Raw genomic sequence first — 18,552 nt, forward strand, 5'->3', positions numbered from 1 at the left:
CTGGTCACTTCCCGCGTCCGCGGCGTCAGTCGGGGGCGACCGTGCCGTCCGTCAGGCCGTCGTACATGCCGCGCACGAGCTGCTCGCCGAGGCGGCCCGCGTGCCTGAGCGCCCGCTCGAACTCGTCGAGGGCGCGGAAGCGGGCGCCGTAGCGGTGCTGGGCGTCCAGCGGGAGCCGGGGGAGCTGCAGGCGGCGCACGTCGAGGCGGGTGGCGGTGGAGGCGTAGCTGCTGGCCTGGCGGTTGTTGGCGGTGCCGCGCAGGAACCCGGCGAGGAACCAGGGGTCCAGCGCGGCCGGGTCGGGGCGCAGCAGGACGAGGTGGCGTCCCAGGGCGGCGCCCGCGGTGGCGTCGTCGATCACGCGGGCGACGGAGTCGCCGCCGAGGACCGGCAGCACGACGTCCCCGGGTTCGGTGAGCACGGGTTCCTCGTCGCCCTCCGGGAGGGTGCCGGAGGGGGCGGTGCCGGCGAGGACGTCGAGGTCGGTGAGGACGGGTACGCGCGCGTGGCCGCCGTTCGTGCCGGTGCGCATCCTCAGGGCGCCGCCGCGGGCGAGTTCGCCGACGGTGGTGAGGGGCCAGCGGGGCGCGTCCGGTGCGGTGCCGGCGGGCGGCGGGGTGAGGTCGGCGGCCAGGCGCAGGGTCTCGCCGAGGCGTTCGCGCACGTCCGTGAGCTGTTCGGCGCCGTCGGCGGCCGTGGGCGGCGGCAGGTGGCGGGCCGGGGCGAGGTCGACGTCGTCGTCGAGGAGTTCGATGACGGGCAGGGAGCGGGCCAGGCCCGGGCGTTCGTCGAGGTGTCCGGTGCGCTCGAAGTCCCGCCACGCGTCGAGCACGGCCTCCCGCACGGCCCGCCAGTCCGGTCCGCCGCGCCCCTCGCCGGCGAACTGCCCCGTGTCGGCGAGCAGCACCTCCGGCTGCACGGGCGCCTTCTCGGGCCGGCGCAGCACCCACAGGTGGAGCGGGATGTTGTACGGGGGCGCCGCGCCGACCGGCAGGGCGACGACGGCGCGCAGCGCGCCCCGGCGCAGCAGGTCGGCGCGGATGCGGCGGCCGGAGCGGCGGGATGCGGCGGCGGGCGGCATGAGGAGGACGGCCGTGCCGCCGTCCGTCAGGCGGGCCAGCGCGTGCTGCACCCAGGCCAGCTCGGACTCGGTGCGGGCCGGGAAGCCGTACTCCCAGCGGGTGTCGTAGGCGAGTTCGTCGTGTCCCCAGTTGCGCTCGTTGAACGGCGGGTGGCACAGGACGGCGTCGGCGCGCAGTTCGGGGAAGGCGTCCGCGCGCAGGGTGTCGCCCGCGGCGATGCGCACGGCGGCCGTCGTGCTCAGGGCGAGCCGCAGGCCGGTGAGGGCGGCGAGTTCGGTGGCGCTGTCCTGTCCGTACAGCCGCTGCTCGGGGCGGGGGTCGACGGCGCGCAGCAGGGCGCCGGTGCCGCAGGCGGGGTCGAGCACCGTGCGGGCGGGGCCGGTGAGTCCGGCCATCAGCTCGGCGAGGGGCGCGGGGGTGAGCGTGTACTGGCGCGGGTTGGCGTCGAGGTGGCGGCCGAGCAGGAACTCGTAGGTCTGGCGGGCGCCTTGGCCCGCGGCGAGTTCGGCGGCGCCGCGCAGGAGGGGGACGGAGGGCAGCAGCCGGGGGCTGACGGGGGTGGCGACGGTGCGGCCCGGGTCGGTGCCGAAGCGCCGGGCGAGCACCTGGTCGAGGGCGGCGGGCAGCAGGGCGGCGAGGCGCTCGTCGGAGCCGGCGCTCATGTCCAGCCAGTCGGTGGGGCGGTCGTGGATGAGCAGCAGGACGCAGCCGGCGTGGGTGAGGGCGGTGACCGGTCCTTCGGGGTGGCCGGCGAGTTGCTGCCAGACGCGTTCGCGCAGGGGGACCTCGGCGAGTTTGCCCTGGGCGCGCAGCCACTCCTCGACCTCGGCGAGGGCGAAGGAGGGGCTGGTCTCGGTGCCGCCGACGGGCTTGGGGAAGTCGGCGTGCCGGCGGCGCCAGTTGCTCACGGCGGCCCTGCCGACGCCGGCGAGCCGCGCGATCCCCGCGGCGGTCACCTCTGTGCTGTCGTCCTGCACTGTTTCCGACCGCCCTCCCTGGCTGATGCGTGGTGCCGATCATACCGATGGAACCGCCGACCCAGGGGTTCACATCGTGTACCGCTACTTCACTGTGAACCTGGTTGACTCGATTCACAAGCTCTGATCTTATTGACCTGCGACACGGACCGGCCCGAGGGGGGACGGTTCACAGGCAGGGCGTTGGTGCGTCCTGTTCCAGGGAGAGGACTGCGTCATGGGTATGAAGAGCAAGGTCGTGCTGGGCGCCGTGGTGGGTATCGTCGTCATCGGCGCGGTGTCGGCGAACTCCGGCGACGGGGGCGACGGGGGCAAGAGCGACAAGGCGTCCGTCAGCGCCGGCGAGAAGTCCGGTGGCGGCCAGGGCGGCTCGTCCGACGCGAAGCCCGCCGAGGACAAGGCGGCCGAGAAGGGCTCCCAGGCCGATCAGTTCAAGGCGTTCGTGAACAAGAACGGGACGCCTACGGAGAAGGAGGCCGTCGCCCACATCACCAAGGTCCAGGGCGCCGACGAGCAGAACGACATCCTCGACACCGCCGACGTCTACACCGACTTCACCGGCGGCATCATGGGCGAGGGCACAGGGCCCGCCAAGCTGATCGCCTCGGCGTTCGCCGACTGGAAGGACAGCGAGAACGGCCTGGTCACCGTCTACGACGCCGAGGGCGAGATCCTCGGCAACGGCGAGTTCTGACCGACACCGCGACACCGCGGCGGTGTGACACCGCGGTGCTCGCCCGCTCCCCGTCCGCCGCTTCCCGTCCCACACCCTTTCGCACCCCCGGGGGAACCCACCATGCGCCGTCACACCCGCGGCACCGCACTCACCGCCGCCCTCCTCGCCGCCGCGGCCACCGCCGGCCTGACCGGCTGCCAGTCCGGCGAAGGAGGTGACGACGCGGCCGCCGCCAAGAAGGCGGGCTCCTCGGCCTCGGCCTCGGTCTCCGCGACGCCCTCCGCCTCCGCCGAGCCGTTCGCCGGGCTGACCGGCAACGAGATCTCCGACCGGGCCGTGGCGGCCACCACCGGGGCGCGTTCGCTGCGCCTGAAGGGCGACGTCCCCGACGACGAGAGCGGCGGCACCATACGGATCGACATGGCCCTGGACCGGCAGGGCCGGTGCGCCGGCACGATGAGCCTGGACGGACAGGGCGAGGCCGAGCTGATCAAGGCCGGCGACACGCTCTACATGAAGTACGACGAGCCCTTCCTGCGGGCGCAGAGCGAGGGCGAGCCGAAGGCCGACACCGACGCGGCCGTGGCGCTGCTGGCCGGACGGTGGACCAAGATGTCCGCGACCGGTCAGGACGCCGAGGACCTGACGGCCTTCTGCGACCTGGACACGCTGCTGGCGGATGCCGAGGACTCCAGGAGCACGGACGTGACCCGCGGCAAGACCACCACCGTCGACGGCAAGCCCGCGATCGTCCTGCACGAGAAGGACGGCGCGGACCGCAACACGCTGTACGTCGCCACCGAGGGCAAGCCGTACCTGCTGCGCTTCGACAGCGCGTCCGAGAAGGACCCCGGCACGATGACCTTCAGCGCGTACGACGAGCCGGTGGCCGCGAAGGCGCCCACCGGGACCGTCCTGGACCTGGACGCGCTCGGCGGCTGAGGCCGCGCGGCCCGGCTCAGCCGCCGCACTGGCGCAGCATCGCCTCCCGGTCCGGTGCGGTCACCGCCAGCTCGTACTTGTCGGCGACCTGGGCGAACCGGACGGCGTACGCGCACCGGACGCCCTTGCTCGGGGGGAGCCAGGTGGCGGGCCCGGAGTCGCTCTTGGCGGAGTTGGCGCGGCCCTGGACGGGGATGAGGTTGAGCGGGTCGTTCGCGAGTTGCCGGCGCTTGCTCTCCGGCCAGCGCGAGGAGCCCAGCTGCCAGCTGTACGACAGCGGCACGACGTGGTCGATCTGGACCTCGCTCGCCTCCTGCTTGCGCCACTCGATCGTCGTGCCGGTGTACGGGTCGTGCAGCGTCAGGGCGATGACCACGCAGTTCGAGCCGGACCGGAAGCGCACGTCCTCGCCGTCGCGCCGCAGCACGTCGTTGCGGGTGTCGCAGCCGTTCCTCGCCAGCGGCACCCCGTCGGCGGTGTCCATCCACGCGTAGCCGAACTCGTCCCGGTCGTAGCCGGTCTTGGGGCCGCGTCCCTTGGTCCTCAGGCTCTCGATGAGCTTGCGGGCCGTGGCCCGGTCGGCGTCGTCCGTGACCGGGGCGAGGCCCGGTTTCGTGCCGTCGGGGTTGCGCAGCGGGCTGACGGCATGCCCCGCGGCCGGTGCCCCGGTGTCGCTGTCCGACGACGAGGTCCCGTCGTTCCCGAGGTTCTCGCACCCCGTGACCAGGGCCAGGGTCAGCGCCGCGACCACGGCTCCTGCGGTACGGATCCTGCTGCGTGGCCTCATGCGCGCCCCTCTCCTCGCCGTTCGCCCACCACCGTAGCGACAACAGAGGTTCAGACCATAGAGGGCCTTACTGGGCATGCGGGGCATATCTGCCGTACGGTCGGAGGTGAGTCACGTCTCGGAAGGAGCGCCGCATGGGCTTCCTCGACAAGATGAAGAGCATGGCCGGCAAGGACAAGGACCGTTCCCGGAAGATGTCCGACGCCGCCGAACGCCAGGTCAATCAGAGGACCGGCGGCAAGTACGAGAAGCAGGTCGACGCCGCGCAGCAGAGGGCCGAGGACCAGCTCGGCTTCGGGCGCGAGCGGGGCGGTGACCGGCCGGAGCGGTAGAGCTCCCCTCCCCATCGAACACGGCGGGAGGCCGTCCACGGGAACGTTCCCGTGGACGGCCTCCCGCCGTTCCGCCACGGCACCGAGGGCGCGGCTACGACCCCAGGACCGAGGTCAGGAACTCGCCCACCCACGCCAGCAGCTCCCGGCCGACGAGCGGCCTGCCGCCCACCTTCGCGGTCTTCGGGCGCGGCACCAGCGCCTGGCGGGCGGTGGCCTTGAGGACCGTGCCCGGGTACAGCCGCTTGAGGCGCAGCTCCTGCGACTCGCGCAGCTCCACCGGCGCGAAGCGGACGTTGTTGCCCTGGAGCACGATCTCGCCGACGCCGCAGGCCCGCGCGAGCATGCGCAGCCCCGCGACCAGCAGCAGGTTCTCCACCGGCTCCGGCACCTTGCCGTAGCGGTCGACGAGTTCCTCCCGTACGGCCTTGATGTCCTCCTCGCTGTTGGCGGAGGCGATGGACCGGTACGCCTGGAGCCGCAGCCGCTCGCCGGGGGCGTAGTCGTGCGGGACGTGCGCGTCGACTGGCAGCTCAATCTTGACCTCGAGCGGCGGCTCCTCCTCCACACCGCCCTCCAGGGAGGCCCGGTAGTCGGCGACGGCCTCGCCGACCATCCGTACGTACAGGTCGAAGCCGACACCCGCGATGTGGCCGGACTGCTCGCCGCCGAGCAGGTTGCCCGCGCCGCGGATCTCCAGGTCCTTCATCGCCACGTACATGCCCGCACCCATCTCGGTGTGCTGGGCGATGGTCGCGAGCCGCTCGTGCGCGGTCTCCGTCAGCGGCTTCTCCGGCGGGTAGAGGAAGTAGGCGTAGCCGCGCTCGCGGCCGCGGCCGACCCGGCCGCGCAGCTGGTGGAGCTGGCTGAGGCCGAAGTTGTCGCCGCGCTCCACGATGAGGGTGTTGGCGTTGGAGATGTCGATGCCGGACTCGACGATGGTCGTGGAGACCAGCACGTCGAACTTCTTCTCCCAGAAGTCGACGACGACCTTCTCGAGGGCCTGTTCCGACATCTGGCCGTGGGCGGTGGCGATGCGCGCCTCGGGGACGATCTCGCGCAGCTTGGCCGCCGCGCGGTCGATGGACTCGACGCGGTTGTGGATGTAGAAGACCTGGCCCTCGCGCAGCAGCTCGCGCCGGATCGCGGCGCCGATCTGCTTCTCCTCGTAGGGGCCGACGAAGGTCAGGACCGGGTGGCGCTCCTCGGGCGGGGTGGTGATCGTGGACATCTCGCGGATGCCGGTGACCGCCATCTCCAGGGTGCGCGGGATGGGGGTCGCGGACATGGTCAGCACGTCGACGTTGGCGCGGAGCTTCTTCAGCTGCTCCTTGTGCTCGACGCCGAAGCGCTGCTCCTCGTCGACGATGACCAGGCCCAGGTCCTTGAACTTCGTCTCGGAGGAGAACAGGCGGTGGGTGCCGATGACGACGTCCACCGAGCCCTCGCGCAGTCCCTCCAGGACGGCCTTGGCCTCGGTGTCGGTCTGGAAGCGGGACAGCGCCTTCACGTTGACCGGGAACTGGGCGTAGCGCTCGCTGAACGTCCCGAAGTGCTGCTGCACCAGCAGGGTCGTCGGCACCAGGACGGCGACCTGCTTGCCGTCCTGGACGGCCTTGAAGGCGGCGCGGACCGCGATCTCGGTCTTGCCGTAGCCGACGTCGCCGCAGATCAGGCGGTCCATGGGGACCGTCTTCTCCATGTCGTCCTTGACCTCGGCGATGGTGGTGAGCTGGTCGGGGGTCTCCGCGTAGGGGAAGGCGTCCTCCAGCTCGCGCTGCCAGGGGGTGTCCGCGCCGAACGCGTGCCCGGGGGCCGCCATGCGGGCGCTGTAGAGCTTGATCAGGTCGGCGGCGATCTCCTTGACGGCCTTCTTGGCGCGCGCCTTGGTCTTGGTCCAGTCGGCGCCGCCGAGGCGGTGCAGGGTGGGGGCCTCGCCGCCGACGTACTTGGTGATCTGCTCCAGCTGGTCGGTGGGGATGTAGAGCCGGTCGCCGGGCTGGCCGCGCTTGGCGGGGGCGTACTCCACGACCAGGTACTCGCGGGTGGCGCCCTGCACGGTGCGCTGGACCATCTCGATGTAGCGGCCCACGCCGTGCTGCTCGTGGACGATGTGGTCGCCCGCCTCCAGGGTGAGCGGGTCGATGGTCTTGCGGCGCCGGGCCGGCATCCGGGCGCCCTCGCGGCCGGCGGCCTTCTGACCGGTCAGGTCGGTCTCGGTGAGCACGGCGAGCTTGAGCGCCGGGTCGACGAAGCCGTGGTCGATCGAGCCGCAGGAGACGTGCACGACCGAGGGGGACAGTTCGTCCAGGTCGTTGTCGAGGCGGGCGGCGATGCCCTCGCCGCCGAGGACCTCGACGGTGCGGGCGGCCGGGCCGTGGCCCTCGGTGAGGTAGACGGCGCGCCAGCCGTCGGACAGCCAGCCCTTGGTGTCGGCCAGCGCCCTGGCGGTGTCGCCGCGGTAGGCCTCGGGGGCGTGCATGCCGAGCTTGAGGGTGTCGGCGTCCTCGAGGGCGTCGTCGGCGGCGAACGGCGACACCGACCACCACATCATGTCCAGCTCGCGGGCCCGGTCCCGGACGTCCGCGAGGGACCACAGGGAGGCCGCGTCGACATCGATCGGCGCCTCGCCTCCGCCCGCGGTGGCGGCCCAGGACGCCTGGAGGAACTCCTGGCTGGTCGCCACCAGGTCGGCGGCGCGGGTCCGCACCCGCTCGGGGTCGCAGACGACGGCCATGGCGCCCTTGGGCAGGACGTCGAGCAGCAGCTCCATGTCGTCCACCAGGACGGGCGCCAGGGACTCCATGCCCTCCACGGCGATACCCTCGGCGATCTTGCCGAGCAGTTCGCCGAGCTCGGGGTGCTCCTCGGCGAGGGCGGCGGCCCGCTCGCGGACCTCGGGCGTCAGCAGCAGCTCGCGGCAGGGCGGGGCCCACAGACCGTGCTCGGCGACCTCCAGGGAGCGCTGGTCGGCGACCTTGAAGTAGCGGATCTCCTCGACGTCGTCGCCCCAGAACTCGACGCGCAGGGGGTGTTCCTCGGTGGGCGGGAACACGTCCAGGATGCCGCCGCGCACGGCGAACTCGCCGCGCTTCTCGACCAGCTCCACGCGGGCGTACGCGGCGGCGGCCAGGGCCTCGACGATCTCGTTCAGGTCGGCGTTCTGCCCGGTGCGCAGGGACACCGGCTCCAGGTCGCCCAGGCCCTTGACCTGGGGCTGGAGCACGGAACGCACGGGTGCGACGACGACCGAGACCGGACCGGTCTCCGGGTCGTCGGGCCGGGGGTGGGTCAGGCGGCGCAGAACGGCCAGGCGGCGGCCGACGGTGTCGCTGCGCGGGCTGAGCCGCTCGTGCGGCAGGGTCTCCCAGGACGGGTACTCGACGACGCCCTCGGGCGGCAGCAGCGAGCGCAGGGCGGCGGCCAGGTCCTCCGCCTCGCGTCCGGTCGCCGTCACCGCCAGGACGGGGCGGCTCGTCTCGCGGGCCAGCGCGGCGACCGTGAAGGGGCGGGCCGCGGGAGGGCCGACCAGGTCGACGTGCATGCGGTTGCCGTCGGCGGCCGCGGTGATCGCTTCCGCGAGGGCGGCGTCCTTGACGACGGCGTCGAGCAGACCGTGCAGGCTCATTCGGGGCGCTTTCCGTCCTGGGGTGTGGTCCTGGGCGTCCGGGTTGTACAACACGAGTAACCCGGCGGTGTGAGGGCCGGGGGTGTCCAGGGTACGACTGGACACCGCCCGGTGCCGCGCCGCCGAGGGCTCCCGCCATGGCTCGCCGGCGCACCGCCGGCCAGGCGGTGTCCCGGCTCCCTCGCGTCGCTCCCCGACCGGAGGGCCCCGGCTCTCGACGCGTGGCCGGACCGTCCGCCCGCATCGTCAGCCGGAGGGCGGACGGAAACCCGGATGCTGCCGCTGCGGCCCGCTCCGCGACGGGACGGTCGGGAGGGCGGGACCGACTCGCACGGCGGTGTCACCGGTCCCACGGAAAGCGACGAACACCCCCCGCCCCGGTGCGACGGTCACGAACAGTTCGGCACCGAACGCCTGAGCTATGCGTTCCAGTAAAGGAAATGTGGGCGCGCACCTGCCGTGTTCGAGCCGGGAGATCGCGGCCTGCGTCAGCCCGGACAGGGCGGCAAGGCCCACCTGCGTCATCCCTGCTGCTTCCCGCCGGCTGCGCACGGCTTTGCCCACCGACGCCTCCCACGTTCTCGCGACGCCTTCGCCCGCCGCACGCCCAGGCCCCGCGATCCCCTGCCCCGTTCCCCTCGATCGACGCATCACCGCCACCCCCCGGTTGTTTAATTCAAAACATCAATTACTCAACCGTGCCACGCCCGGGACGGTAACCGGCCGACCCGCCGAAACGACACAATTTGAGCAAAAACTGAGCTTCCCAATACCGCCCGCCAGCCGACGGAAAGCGCCTTCCGATATCGCAGGACAGGCATATAACACGATCGACATGAAGCTCGACGCAGCCACATTGACGCTGTTCAGAGAGGTGGAACGGGATATTCCGAAGAAGGGTGCAGCCCGTTACCACTTCATCCACTTGTTCGACCGTCGGCTCCTGTGCAACTGTTGCCGCCACCTCGAACCGAAAGGTGTCGCGCATGACCCAGTTACGCAAAGCAATCCCCGCTGTCGCCCTTTCCGGCCTTCTGCTCGCCACCGGAGCGACGCCGGCGCTCGCGGACTCCGCCGCTCCGGCCGGAACAAACGCCGCCCAGGCCGCCACCGCCGTGACGAAGGGAGCGAAGCTGACGAAGCTGAAGTCCCTCACCGACAACTCGGAGGCATCCCAGAACCGCTGGTTCACGGCACTCGGCCAGTACCGGCAGAAGAAGGCCGCGATCACGAAGTACAAATTCACCTGGAAGACCGACTACTGCTCCAAGTCCCCGAACAAGATACCCGGCGGGTACGACTTCTCCTTCCCCTGCTACCGCCACGACTTCGGGTACCGGAACTACAAGAGCCTCGTCGGCAAGACCGCGTTCAAGCGGGATCACAAGCTGCGCATCGACAAGGCATTCCTCGGCGACATGAACCGGGTTTGCGGGATGTTCATCTGGGCAGACCCCTACACGCCCGGCCAGCGAAAGAAGCTGAAGGCGGCTTGCTACAAGACGGCGAAGAAGTACTACTCGGCCGTCCGCGCGCTCGGCTGACCGTCCAGCCTCGACCTTGCATAAGCGACCGCCAGCTTGCTGACGAACCCTTTCGGCTCGTTCGGGTCGGAGTTTTCTGCAGGTGGGCGGGCTGATGGCCCGACTGCCGCGTCGAGCGGACGCTGGGGTTCCACGGCTCCGGTTCGGGTGGTGCTGCTCGCAGGGGCGGGACGCTGCTGGTCAGCCGGGGTTCGGCAGGGGCCGCGAGTTGTTGTAGGACGTTAGTGATCACACCGGTCCAGGGCCGCCAGGAACAGGAGCCTGGCGTTCACGTACCGCACCGCCGAAGGTGAGACAGAGCCGATTGCCATCTAGACCTCGAAAGCTCAAGGTCAAGGACCGGGCAGAGCCGTCTCGACCTCCATCGGTACGACCCGGGGCCGTAGTACGGAGGTACCGTTCCTAATCAGTGATCAGGAGTGGGTCCTGGACCCATTCCTGATCGCTGCGGACATCCCGAACGGTGTTGGGTGTCCTGGTCGCCCGCGTTCGCTCCGTGTCCGGCGGCACGGATCGGGTCCGTGGTCCGGGGATACGGGGGCGGGGTCCCTCACGCCCGGGGGCATCCGGTGGGGCCTGGACGGTCCGATGCCCGCATCCATCGCTCTGGTGGGTGCGGGGCGGTGCCGTCCGACGCCGGACCGGACGGCCCTGGGCGCGTCGCCCGATCGCGATGCTCGCCGCATCGTGTCGGGTCGTCCTGCGATTCTTGCTGGTGAGGGGCTTCTGCCAGTGCTGGGCGCCCCACTTGCTGGTGTAGGCGGGGTCGACGGCGACGACGGTGATGCCGGTCTGGTCGGCCATGGAGGTCAGGCGGGCGCGGAGCCGGCCGGTGGGCATGCCGGAGACCAGCTGCCGGAACCGTTTCCTTCCGCCGTGTTTCTCGCGGGTCTTTTCGGCGGTGAAGTCCAGGTCCTCGACCGCGATGGCCCTGACCCCGCAGGACCGGGCCCAGTGCAGGAGCCGGGTCAGGGCGTGGCGGACCTGGGCGTCGCGGTGCCCGGTGGTGCCGGTGAGGTCGTAGGAGAAGCGGCGCGGGTGGCCGACGGGGTTGCCGTGGACGTCGAGACGCCAGGCGGCGAGGTGGTCGGCGTTCATGTCGACCCCGATCACCCCCTCCGCCAGTGCGGCGGCCAGGGGGATGGTGGGGGTGACGGGTTTCTGCCAGGACGCGGTCACATACCAGCGGCCACGGACCGGATCGTGATGGATGCGGTAGGCGACGGCCCGGTTCATCGCCACCCGGTCGGCCCACTCCTGTCCCCGGTGCGCGAAGTGGATGCGACCGGTGAGGACGTACCGGCTGTGCGAGGCATTGGCCAGGTCCTTGAGCGGGGCGGGCAGCCGGATGGACACCTCGCCGTCGGGTGTGATGCGGATGGTCTCGTTCCCGAACCGTTTCCCGCCCTCTCCGTCCGCCTGCAGGAACCACCGTTGTGCTTCCCAGCGTGCGCGCCAGTGGGATTCGGTGAGCCTGGCGGCGGGCAACTGGTGCCGCAGCTGGGCCAGGTGCCTGCCACCCCGCACGACGTGCACGGTCCCGGACACCCAAGCGGCACGCGCCTGTTCCAGCCGGTCCTCCAGGACGTGCAGGCGTCGGGACTTGGCATGCCACTCCCGACGGCTGCGATACCCGCCCGGAGCCCGCTTGCTGCCCTTCTGCCCGACCGGCAGGGACAGCCGGTGGCGCAGTATCCGCACCCCCGCCTCCAACGACTGGAGGTGGGCGTGGGCACCACGGCGAGCCAGCGCCCACTGATCGTGCGTGGCCTTGGTGACCGCACCCGCCCACCGAGCCGACGATTGGGGCGTCAGCTCCCGCTTGCGCACCGCCCACGCTGCCGCGTCGTGGCCCAGTCCGTCACGGCAGCGCGCCTTCAGATCACGGCCGGCGAGCGTGCCCAGATGCGCGCCCACCCACCGCAGGACCTCCTCATCGGCGGGCGTCAGTTGCTTGAGCCGGGTACGCACCGCCACCCCCGACGGGCCCGGTGTGACGAACGGCGCCGCAAACTCCCGCACTACCCCGCCCCCATCGGTTCAGCCTCGAAGCTGCACCCACTCCACCCAACGAACACCACCTTGCAAGGGTTATGCATTCGACAGACGAATTCCCATTCCCCTCCTCGGGCAGGACAGCACACACTCCGGCCATGCCCTCCAGCGAACTCGTGAAGGCCTCAGTGGGGGCTGCCCACCCGTCGGTGGAGTTCTCCTGGGGATGGCTCTCCGCCCTCGGGCGCACCGGACCTCCGCCCTGCCGCCGCGCGAGGGTCAAGTGGCAAGCTAAACCCGGCGGATGGATGCACGGGGCACACGTCAGGGGTCCCCGGTGAGCGCGAGGGGGAGACCCGGGGTGGACAGCACCAGACCCGCGGTACGCGAGGCCGCATCCGGCGGCGGCACGGAGCGGCGCGGTGCCGTCGTCGCCGCGTTGATGCTCGCGATGGCGCTGTCGGCCCTCGACTCGACCATCGTCTCCACCGCCGTCCCGCAGATCGTCGGCGACCTCGGCGGCTTCTCCCTCTTCTCGTGGCTCTTCTCCGGCTACCTGCTGGCCGTCACCGTCACCCTCCCCGTCTACGGCAAGCTCTCCGACACCTTCGGCCGCAAACCGGTGCTGGTCGCGGGCGCGACCGTCTTCCTGCTCGGTTCGCTGCTGTGCGCGCTCGCGTGGAACATGGCGGCCCTGATCGCCTTCCGGATCGTGCAGGGCCTGGGCGGCGGCGCCCTGCAGGGCACGGTGCAGACCCTCGCCGCCGACCTGTACCCGCTGAAGGAGCGGCCCAGGATCCAGGCCCGGCTGTCCACCGTGTGGGCGGTGTCGGCGATCGCGGGCCCCGGCCTGGGCGGTGTGCTGGCCGCCTACGCCGACTGGCGCTGGATCTTCCTCGTCAACCTGCCTGTCGGCGCCCTCGCCCTGTGGCTGATCGTGCGCCACCTGCACGAGCGGCAGCGGGAGTCGATCGCGGGGCGGCCCCGGGTCGACTGGGCGGGTGCGCTGGCCGTGTTCGCCTGCGGCGGCGTCCTGCTCACCGGTCTGGTGCAGGGCGGCGTGGCCTGGCCGTGGCTGTCGACGCCCTCCCTCGGCCTGTTCGGGACGGGGCTGGTGCTGCTGGCGGCCGTGGTGGTGATCGAGCGCCGGGCGGCGGAGCCGATCATCCCCGGCTGGGTGTGGCGCCGCCGCACGATCGCCGCGGTGAACCTCGCGCTCGGCGCGCTGGGCCTGCTGATGGTCGCCCCGACCGTGTTCCTGCCCACCTACGCCCAGTCGGTGCTGGGCCTGGCCCCCGTGGCCGCCGGTTTCGTGCTGTCCGTGTGGACGGTGACCTGGCCCGTGTCGGCGGCGCTGAGCCAGCACGTGTACCGCAGGATCGGCTTCCGCAACACGGCGATGCTGGGCATCGGTGCCGCGTCCTTGATCCTGTTCGCCTTCCCCTTCCTGCCCTACCCCGGCCGGACCTGGCAGCCGATGCTGCTGATGCTGCTGCTCGGTGCCGCGCTCGGTCTGTTCCAGCTGCCGCTCATCGTCGGTGTCCAGTCGACGGTGGGCTGGTCGGAGCGCGGCACGGCGACCGCGTCCGTCCTCTTCTGCCGCCAGACCGGGCAGACCGTCGGCGCGGCCCTCTTCGGCGCGGTCGCCAACGGCGTGCTGGCCGCGCGGCTCGGCGGGACGAGCGACCTCGACTCGGTGACCCGGGCGCTGGACACGGGCGCCCCCGCCGCACCCGTACGGCGCGCGATCGCCGAGGCCGTCCACGCGGTCTACCTGGGCGCGGCGGGGGCGGCGGCCCTGGCGTTCGTGGTGCTGCTGGTGGTCGCGCCGCGGAAGTTCCCGGTGCTGAAGGACTGATCGCGCGGGGCGGTTGTGCCGGTGCCCTGCGGGAGCGGCGCGACGGTGGGCCACGCACCCGAGGTCACGGCTTCCCCGGCGTACCGACCACTCGGTTCGCCGAAAAGGCCCCGTGGCCGGAAACCGGCGAGTAACGTGCGTGGCCCTCCACCCCCCACCTCCCTGCGGTCCGCCCGCGGACCCCAGCCGCGCAAGGAGCACCGGGATGTCCTTCGGCCCCTACCCACCACCACGGCACGGCGCGCCACCGTCGTACGAACCCTCTCCGCCCTACGAGCCGTCCCCGGCCTACGGGCCCTCCCCCTCCTACGGCACCACCCCGCCGTACGCCGTCCGGCCCCGGCAGCCGCTCGGGCACCACAGCGACCTGCGCGTCCTGCGCGGCGCGTACCGCCGGCAGCGGCGCACGGCCACCTTCGCCGCGCTCGGCTACTTCCTGCTGTTCCTCGGCCTGTCGGCGTTCGCCCCGTCGTCCCTGACCGGCGACGTCACCGACGGACTGCCGCTGTGTCTGCTGCTCGCCCTGCTCCAACTGCCCGTCACCTGGCTGGCGATCATCCTGTACGAGCGCACCGCGCGCCGCACCGTCGACCCGCTCGCCGACCGCATCCGCCACGACAGCGGAGCGGACGCCGGACGGGGGGCGGCGCGGTGACCGGCTTCGACGACAACGCGCAGGCGATGGCCCTGGTCGCCTTCACCGCCATCGCCACGGTCACGCTGCTGCTGTGCGTGATGACCGGCCCGGACCGGGACGACCTGGACGAGTTCTACACCGGCTACGGCTCCCTGTCGCCGATGCGCAACGGCCTGGCCATCGCGGGCGACTACATCTCCGCGGCGACCGTCCTCGGCACGGGCGGCGTGATCGCCCTGTTCGGCTACGACGGTGTCGTGCTCGCCCTGAGCACCGCGCTGTCCCTGCTGCTGCTCATGTTCCTGATGGCTGAACCGCTGCGCAACGCGGGCCGGTTCACCATGGGCGACGTGCTGTCCCGCCGCACCCCGGCACGCAGCGTCCGCGTCGCGGCCTGCGTGGTGACCATCGCCGCGCTGCTGCCGATGATGCTGGTGCAGCTGGCCGGAACCGGACAACTGCTGTCGTTCCTGCTGGGGTTCACCAGCGAGTCGGTGCAGACGGGCTGCATCGTCGGCGTGGGCGCACTGATGATCAGTTACGCGGCGATCGGCGGGATGAAGGGCACCGCCCTCATCCAGATCCTGAAGATCGTGATGCTGCTCGGGTCGGGCGCGGTGGTCACCGTCCTCCTCCTGAGCCGCTTCGACTGGAACCCGGGCGCCTTGTTCGACGCCGCCGCCCGGGGCAGCGGCGCGGGCCCCGCCTTCCTGCACCCCGGCCTGGAGTACGCCGCCGGCCCCCACCCCGGCCTCGACATGGTCTCCTCCCAGCTGGCCGTGGTCCTCGGCGGCGCCTGCCTGCCGCACGTCACGATGCGCATGTACACCGCCTCCAGCGCCCGCCAGGTGCGGCGGTCGATGTCCTGGGCGGTGTCGTTGGTGGCCCTGTTCGTACTGGTCGTCACCGTCGTCGGCCTCGGCGCCACGGCGCTGGTCGGCCGCGAGACGATCGCGCACCTCGACGCGGCCGGCAACACCGCCTACCTGCTGGGCTCGCGGGCCGCGTTCGGCACCGGCGTGACCATGGTGGAGACCCTGCTCTTCACCACCGTCAGCACCGCCCTGTTCCTCACCCTGCTCGCCTCCGTCGCCGGCATGATCCTCGCCTGCGCCAACTCCCTGGCCCACGACGTGTTCGCCACCCGGCCGCGGGAGCTGACGCCGCGCCGCGAGATGACCCTGGCCCGGCTGTCCGCCCTGGCGGTGGGCGTGCCTGCGATCCTGCTGGCCACCCTGGTGCAGCACCGCAGCCTGCAACCGCTGGCCACCATGTCCTTCTGCCTGGGCGCGTCCGCCCTGTGCCCCGCCCTGGTCTACAGCCTCTTCTGGCGCCGCTTCACCCGCACCGGCCTGCTGTGGACCCTGATCGGGGGAACGGTCACGGTCCTGGTGCTGATGCCGGGCACCAGCCTGGTCTCCGGCACCCCGGTGGCGGCCTTCCCGGACGCCGACTTCAACTGGTTCCCGTTCACCACCACCGGCCTGGTCTCCATCCCGGCCGGCTTCGCCTTCGGCTGGCTCGGCACGGTGGCCTCCGGCCGCGGGAAGACGGACGAGCAGCGCCGGCGGTACGAGGCCATGGAGGCGGAGCTCCTCGCGGGGGCGGTACGCAGGCGCGGGTGACGGGGCGGCGTCCGCCCGCAGGACGTGCCGGTCCGCCCCGCCGTCACGCCGACGGGGGCGCGGCGGTGGGGCAGGCACGCCCGAAGGAGACCGCACGCGCGGCCGGCGGGGAACGCGCGCTCCCACGGTCAGCAGGGCGCCGGCGCGACGACGGGACCCGGGCGGAGCCGACCCGGCGAGGCGCGACCGGCGGGGCGCGGTGCGGCGAAGGGACGCGGGCGCGGCCGGCCGGGCGCGCCTCCCTCCCGGCCGGCGGAGTCCACGCCCGGCCGACGCGGCGTCACTCCACGCCGCGGCCCGACAGCGTGCCCAGGCGGCCGCGGAACGCGCTGATCTGGTCCTGCACCTCGTCCCAGCGCTCCCCGTGCTCGCGCAGCACCCGCTCCGTCTCCCGGGCGATCCCCTCCGCCCGCGCCCGCGCCCCCGCGACGATCTCCTCCGCCAGGGCCCGCGCCTGCTCCTGCCGGCGCCCGGCCGCCTCCTGCGCGTCGGCCAGCGCCCGCTCCGCCTCGGCCAGCGCCCGCTCGGCGCGCGTGAGCAGCTCCTCGTGACAGGCGTCCAGGGCGGCCGCCCGGCCGGCTTCCTCCCGCTCGGCCTCCGCCCACCGCGCGGCGTGCTCGCCCGCCTGTCCGGCGAGCAGCGAGGTGGCGCGCCGCCGCACCACCCGCACCACGGCCAGCGCCTCGCCGCGCCCCGCCCGCACCTCGCGCCGCGCCGCGATCCGCACCTCGTCGGCCCGCGCACGCGCCGCGAGCAGCCGCTGCCGGGCCCACTCGTCGGCCTCGGCCCGCACGGCGTCGGCCTCGACCCGCGCGGACTCCCGGACCTCGGCCCCCCGAGCCCGCGCCCGGTCCACCAGCTCCTGCGCCGCGCACCGTCCGCGTTCCCGCACGGCGTCGGCCTCCTCCTGCCCGAGCCGGAAGAGGCGACGCGCCCGCTCCCCGAGCGCCTCGTAGTCCTGGGGCGCGAGCCCGGCCACCGTCTCCCGCAACCGGTCCAGCTCCGCCCCCATCTCGCGGGCCAGCACGGTGAGCCGGGCGGCCCGCTCCCAGGCGGCGTCACGCTCCCGCGAGAGGGCGTCGGCACACGCGTCGACCTGTTCGGGACGGTAGCCGCGCCCCCGCACGGTCACGAAACCGTGCGGCGACGCCGATGCGCTGCTCATGCCGGAACCCCTGTTTCGCCCGATCCACCGACAGACATCCGTGATGTCCGGACATCTTTACGGATCAGCCGTAAACCGGCATAACGCGACACTCCGCGCACATCCGGCAACCCTCGAGGAGCGGACCGGCCCGGAAACGCCGACGGGCCGGCCCGGCCCCCGTGAGGGAGACCGGACCGGCCCGTCGGACCGCGTCAGCGGCACCGCCTCACAGCAGCCCGTCCCACATCTGCTCCAGCAGCACCGACCACCAGCTCTCCGCCGACCCGAGCGCCGCCGGGTCGATCGAGGCCAGCTGCGCCTGGAAGTCCACCGTCCAGCGGCCGGCCTGCTCCTGGTTCAGCCCGAACCTGAGCCGCCACATCCGGCCCAGCAGCGCCAGGCTGCGCGCGAACTCGGGCAGCCCCGTGTTCACGAACTGCGGCGGCACCGGCGCACCGCCCGGCCCCGCCTCCACCGGCACCGCCACGATGTTCGCCGTGCCGTACTGCACGCAGACGGCCTTGCCGAAGTCGCTGCCCACGACGAGGTACGACCCCGCGTCCGAGGCCGGCTGCACGCCCCGCTCGGCGGCCAGTTCCGCCAGCGTCGGCACCGGCCGGCCCGGCTGGGCCTGCGCCCAGAAGAACGGACCCATGTCCATCGGCAGGCCCGCCGCCACCAGCGTGTGCGCCACGACCGGCGGCACACCCTGCCGGGACACCGCGGCCTGCTCGAACCGGAAGACACCCGGCCCGAACGCCGCCGCGAGCTCCTGTCCGACGGCCTCCGGCGGGATCGGCGGCGCCGGCTGCACCGGCGGCAGCGGCGCCCGCACCGGCGCCGGACGCGCCGGCCCGTCGGCCACCTGGTGCAACTCACCCTGGTGCGCCAGCAGTTGCTGCATCCCCTGCTGCCGGCTCGCGTGATCGGTGCCGTACGGCGCGATGGACGTGATCCGCGCCTGCGGCCACTGCTCCCGGATCATCCGCGCGCAGTACGCACCCGGCAGCTCACACGACTCCAGCTCGGTGTGCAGCTCCAGCACCTGGCCCGGCGGCACGTTCATGGCCCGCAGCTCGTGGAAGATCTGCCACTCCGGGTGCGGCGTACCCGGCGCCGAACGCCGGATCAGCTGCTGCTCGGAGCCGTCCTGCGCACGGTAGCGCAGCACGGCCTGGTAACCGGGGCCGACGGTCGGCTGACCGGCGGGCGGCTGCGGGTAGCCGTACGCCGGCGGCTGACCCGGCACCGGCTGACCGGGCGGCGGCACGGCACCCGGCGGCACGGGCTGCGCGCCCCCGGGCACGCCCGGGGCACCCGGA

14 protein-coding genes are annotated in these 18,552 nt (G+C 72.7%); 7 read left to right on the plus strand and 7 right to left on the minus strand.

The window, feature by feature from the left end:
• Positions 1-25: 25 nt before the first annotated feature.
• Complete coding sequence (locus JHAT_RS14050) at positions 26-2,059, minus strand: N-6 DNA methylase (RefSeq protein ID WP_077798487.1); 2,034 nt, start codon at positions 2,057-2,059, stop codon at positions 26-28.
• A gap of 217 nt (positions 2,060-2,276) precedes the next feature.
• Here JHAT_RS14050 and JHAT_RS14055 point away from each other — a divergent pair, with 217 nt between their 5' ends.
• A complete protein-coding gene (locus tag JHAT_RS14055) occupies positions 2,277-2,753 on the plus strand; it encodes a hypothetical protein (RefSeq protein ID WP_077798488.1) in 477 nt (158 codons plus the stop codon).
• Between the two features lie 102 nt (positions 2,754-2,855).
• Positions 2,856-3,677, plus strand: coding sequence for a hypothetical protein (locus tag JHAT_RS14060; RefSeq protein ID WP_077798489.1), 822 nt, complete (start codon positions 2,856-2,858; stop codon positions 3,675-3,677).
• Between the two features lie 16 nt (positions 3,678-3,693).
• Here the strand turns inward: JHAT_RS14060 and JHAT_RS14065 are convergent, their stop codons facing one another.
• Positions 3,694-4,464 carry an HNH endonuclease family protein gene (locus tag JHAT_RS14065; protein WP_077798490.1) on the minus strand — a complete coding sequence of 257 codons (771 nt, stop codon included), beginning with the start codon at positions 4,462-4,464 and terminating at the stop codon, positions 3,694-3,696.
• A 134-nt stretch (positions 4,465-4,598) separates the two neighbouring features.
• On the opposite strand from JHAT_RS14065, the gene JHAT_RS14070 reads away from it, so the two are divergent.
• On the plus strand, positions 4,599-4,796 hold the full coding sequence (locus JHAT_RS14070) for an antitoxin (RefSeq protein WP_077798491.1): 198 nt from the start codon (positions 4,599-4,601) through the stop codon (positions 4,794-4,796).
• Positions 4,797-4,890: 94 nt separating this feature from the next.
• Here JHAT_RS14070 and mfd read toward each other — a convergent pair whose 3' ends face one another.
• Together mfd and JHAT_RS14080 are read right to left on the minus strand one after the other, a co-directional pair.
• On the minus strand, positions 4,891-8,424 hold the full coding sequence (gene mfd, locus JHAT_RS14075) for a transcription-repair coupling factor (protein ID WP_077798492.1): 3,534 nt from the start codon (positions 8,422-8,424) through the stop codon (positions 4,891-4,893).
• A gap of 246 nt (positions 8,425-8,670) precedes the next feature.
• A complete protein-coding gene (locus tag JHAT_RS14080; protein ID WP_077798506.1) occupies positions 8,671-9,075 on the minus strand; it encodes a helix-turn-helix domain-containing protein in 405 nt (134 codons plus the stop codon).
• Between the two features lie 335 nt (positions 9,076-9,410).
• Here JHAT_RS14080 and JHAT_RS14085 point away from each other — a divergent pair, with 335 nt between their 5' ends.
• Positions 9,411-9,968, plus strand: a complete 558-nt coding sequence (locus tag JHAT_RS14085; RefSeq protein WP_077798493.1) for a phospholipase A2 — start codon at positions 9,411-9,413, stop codon at positions 9,966-9,968.
• 402 nt (positions 9,969-10,370) lie between these two features.
• Here the strand turns inward: JHAT_RS14085 and JHAT_RS14090 are convergent, their stop codons facing one another.
• On the minus strand, positions 10,371-11,990 hold the full coding sequence (locus JHAT_RS14090) for an IS200/IS605 family element transposase accessory protein TnpB (RefSeq protein ID WP_077798494.1): 1,620 nt from the start codon (positions 11,988-11,990) through the stop codon (positions 10,371-10,373).
• Positions 11,991-12,324: 334 nt separating this feature from the next.
• Between JHAT_RS14090 and JHAT_RS14095 the strand changes: the two genes are divergently transcribed.
• From JHAT_RS14095 to JHAT_RS14105, 3 genes are all read left to right on the plus strand, one after another.
• Positions 12,325-13,821: an MFS transporter gene (locus JHAT_RS14095; protein ID WP_077798495.1), complete on the plus strand. Its 1,497-nt coding sequence runs from the start codon at positions 12,325-12,327 to the stop codon at positions 13,819-13,821.
• Positions 13,822-14,026: 205 nt separating this feature from the next.
• A complete protein-coding gene (locus tag JHAT_RS14100; RefSeq protein ID WP_077798496.1) occupies positions 14,027-14,476 on the plus strand; it encodes a DUF485 domain-containing protein in 450 nt (149 codons plus the stop codon).
• A 26-nt stretch (positions 14,477-14,502) separates the two neighbouring features.
• Positions 14,503-16,083: a cation acetate symporter gene (locus tag JHAT_RS14105; RefSeq protein WP_077798507.1), complete on the plus strand. Its 1,581-nt coding sequence runs from the start codon at positions 14,503-14,505 to the stop codon at positions 16,081-16,083.
• Between the two features lie 280 nt (positions 16,084-16,363).
• On the opposite strand, the gene JHAT_RS14110 is transcribed toward JHAT_RS14105, so the two are convergent.
• Together JHAT_RS14110 and JHAT_RS14115 are read right to left on the minus strand one after the other, a co-directional pair.
• On the minus strand, positions 16,364-17,248 hold the full coding sequence (locus JHAT_RS14110; protein ID WP_077798497.1) for a cellulose-binding protein: 885 nt from the start codon (positions 17,246-17,248) through the stop codon (positions 16,364-16,366).
• 208 nt (positions 17,249-17,456) lie between these two features.
• Positions 17,457-18,552, minus strand: a 1,096-nt coding sequence (locus JHAT_RS14115) for an SUKH-4 family immunity protein (protein WP_253195491.1), incomplete at its 5' end; no start/stop codon positions are given.

It is taken from the genome of Streptomyces sp. JHA26 (genome assembly GCF_002005565.1).
Classification (GTDB): Bacteria; Actinomycetota; Actinomycetes; order Streptomycetales; family Streptomycetaceae; genus Streptomyces.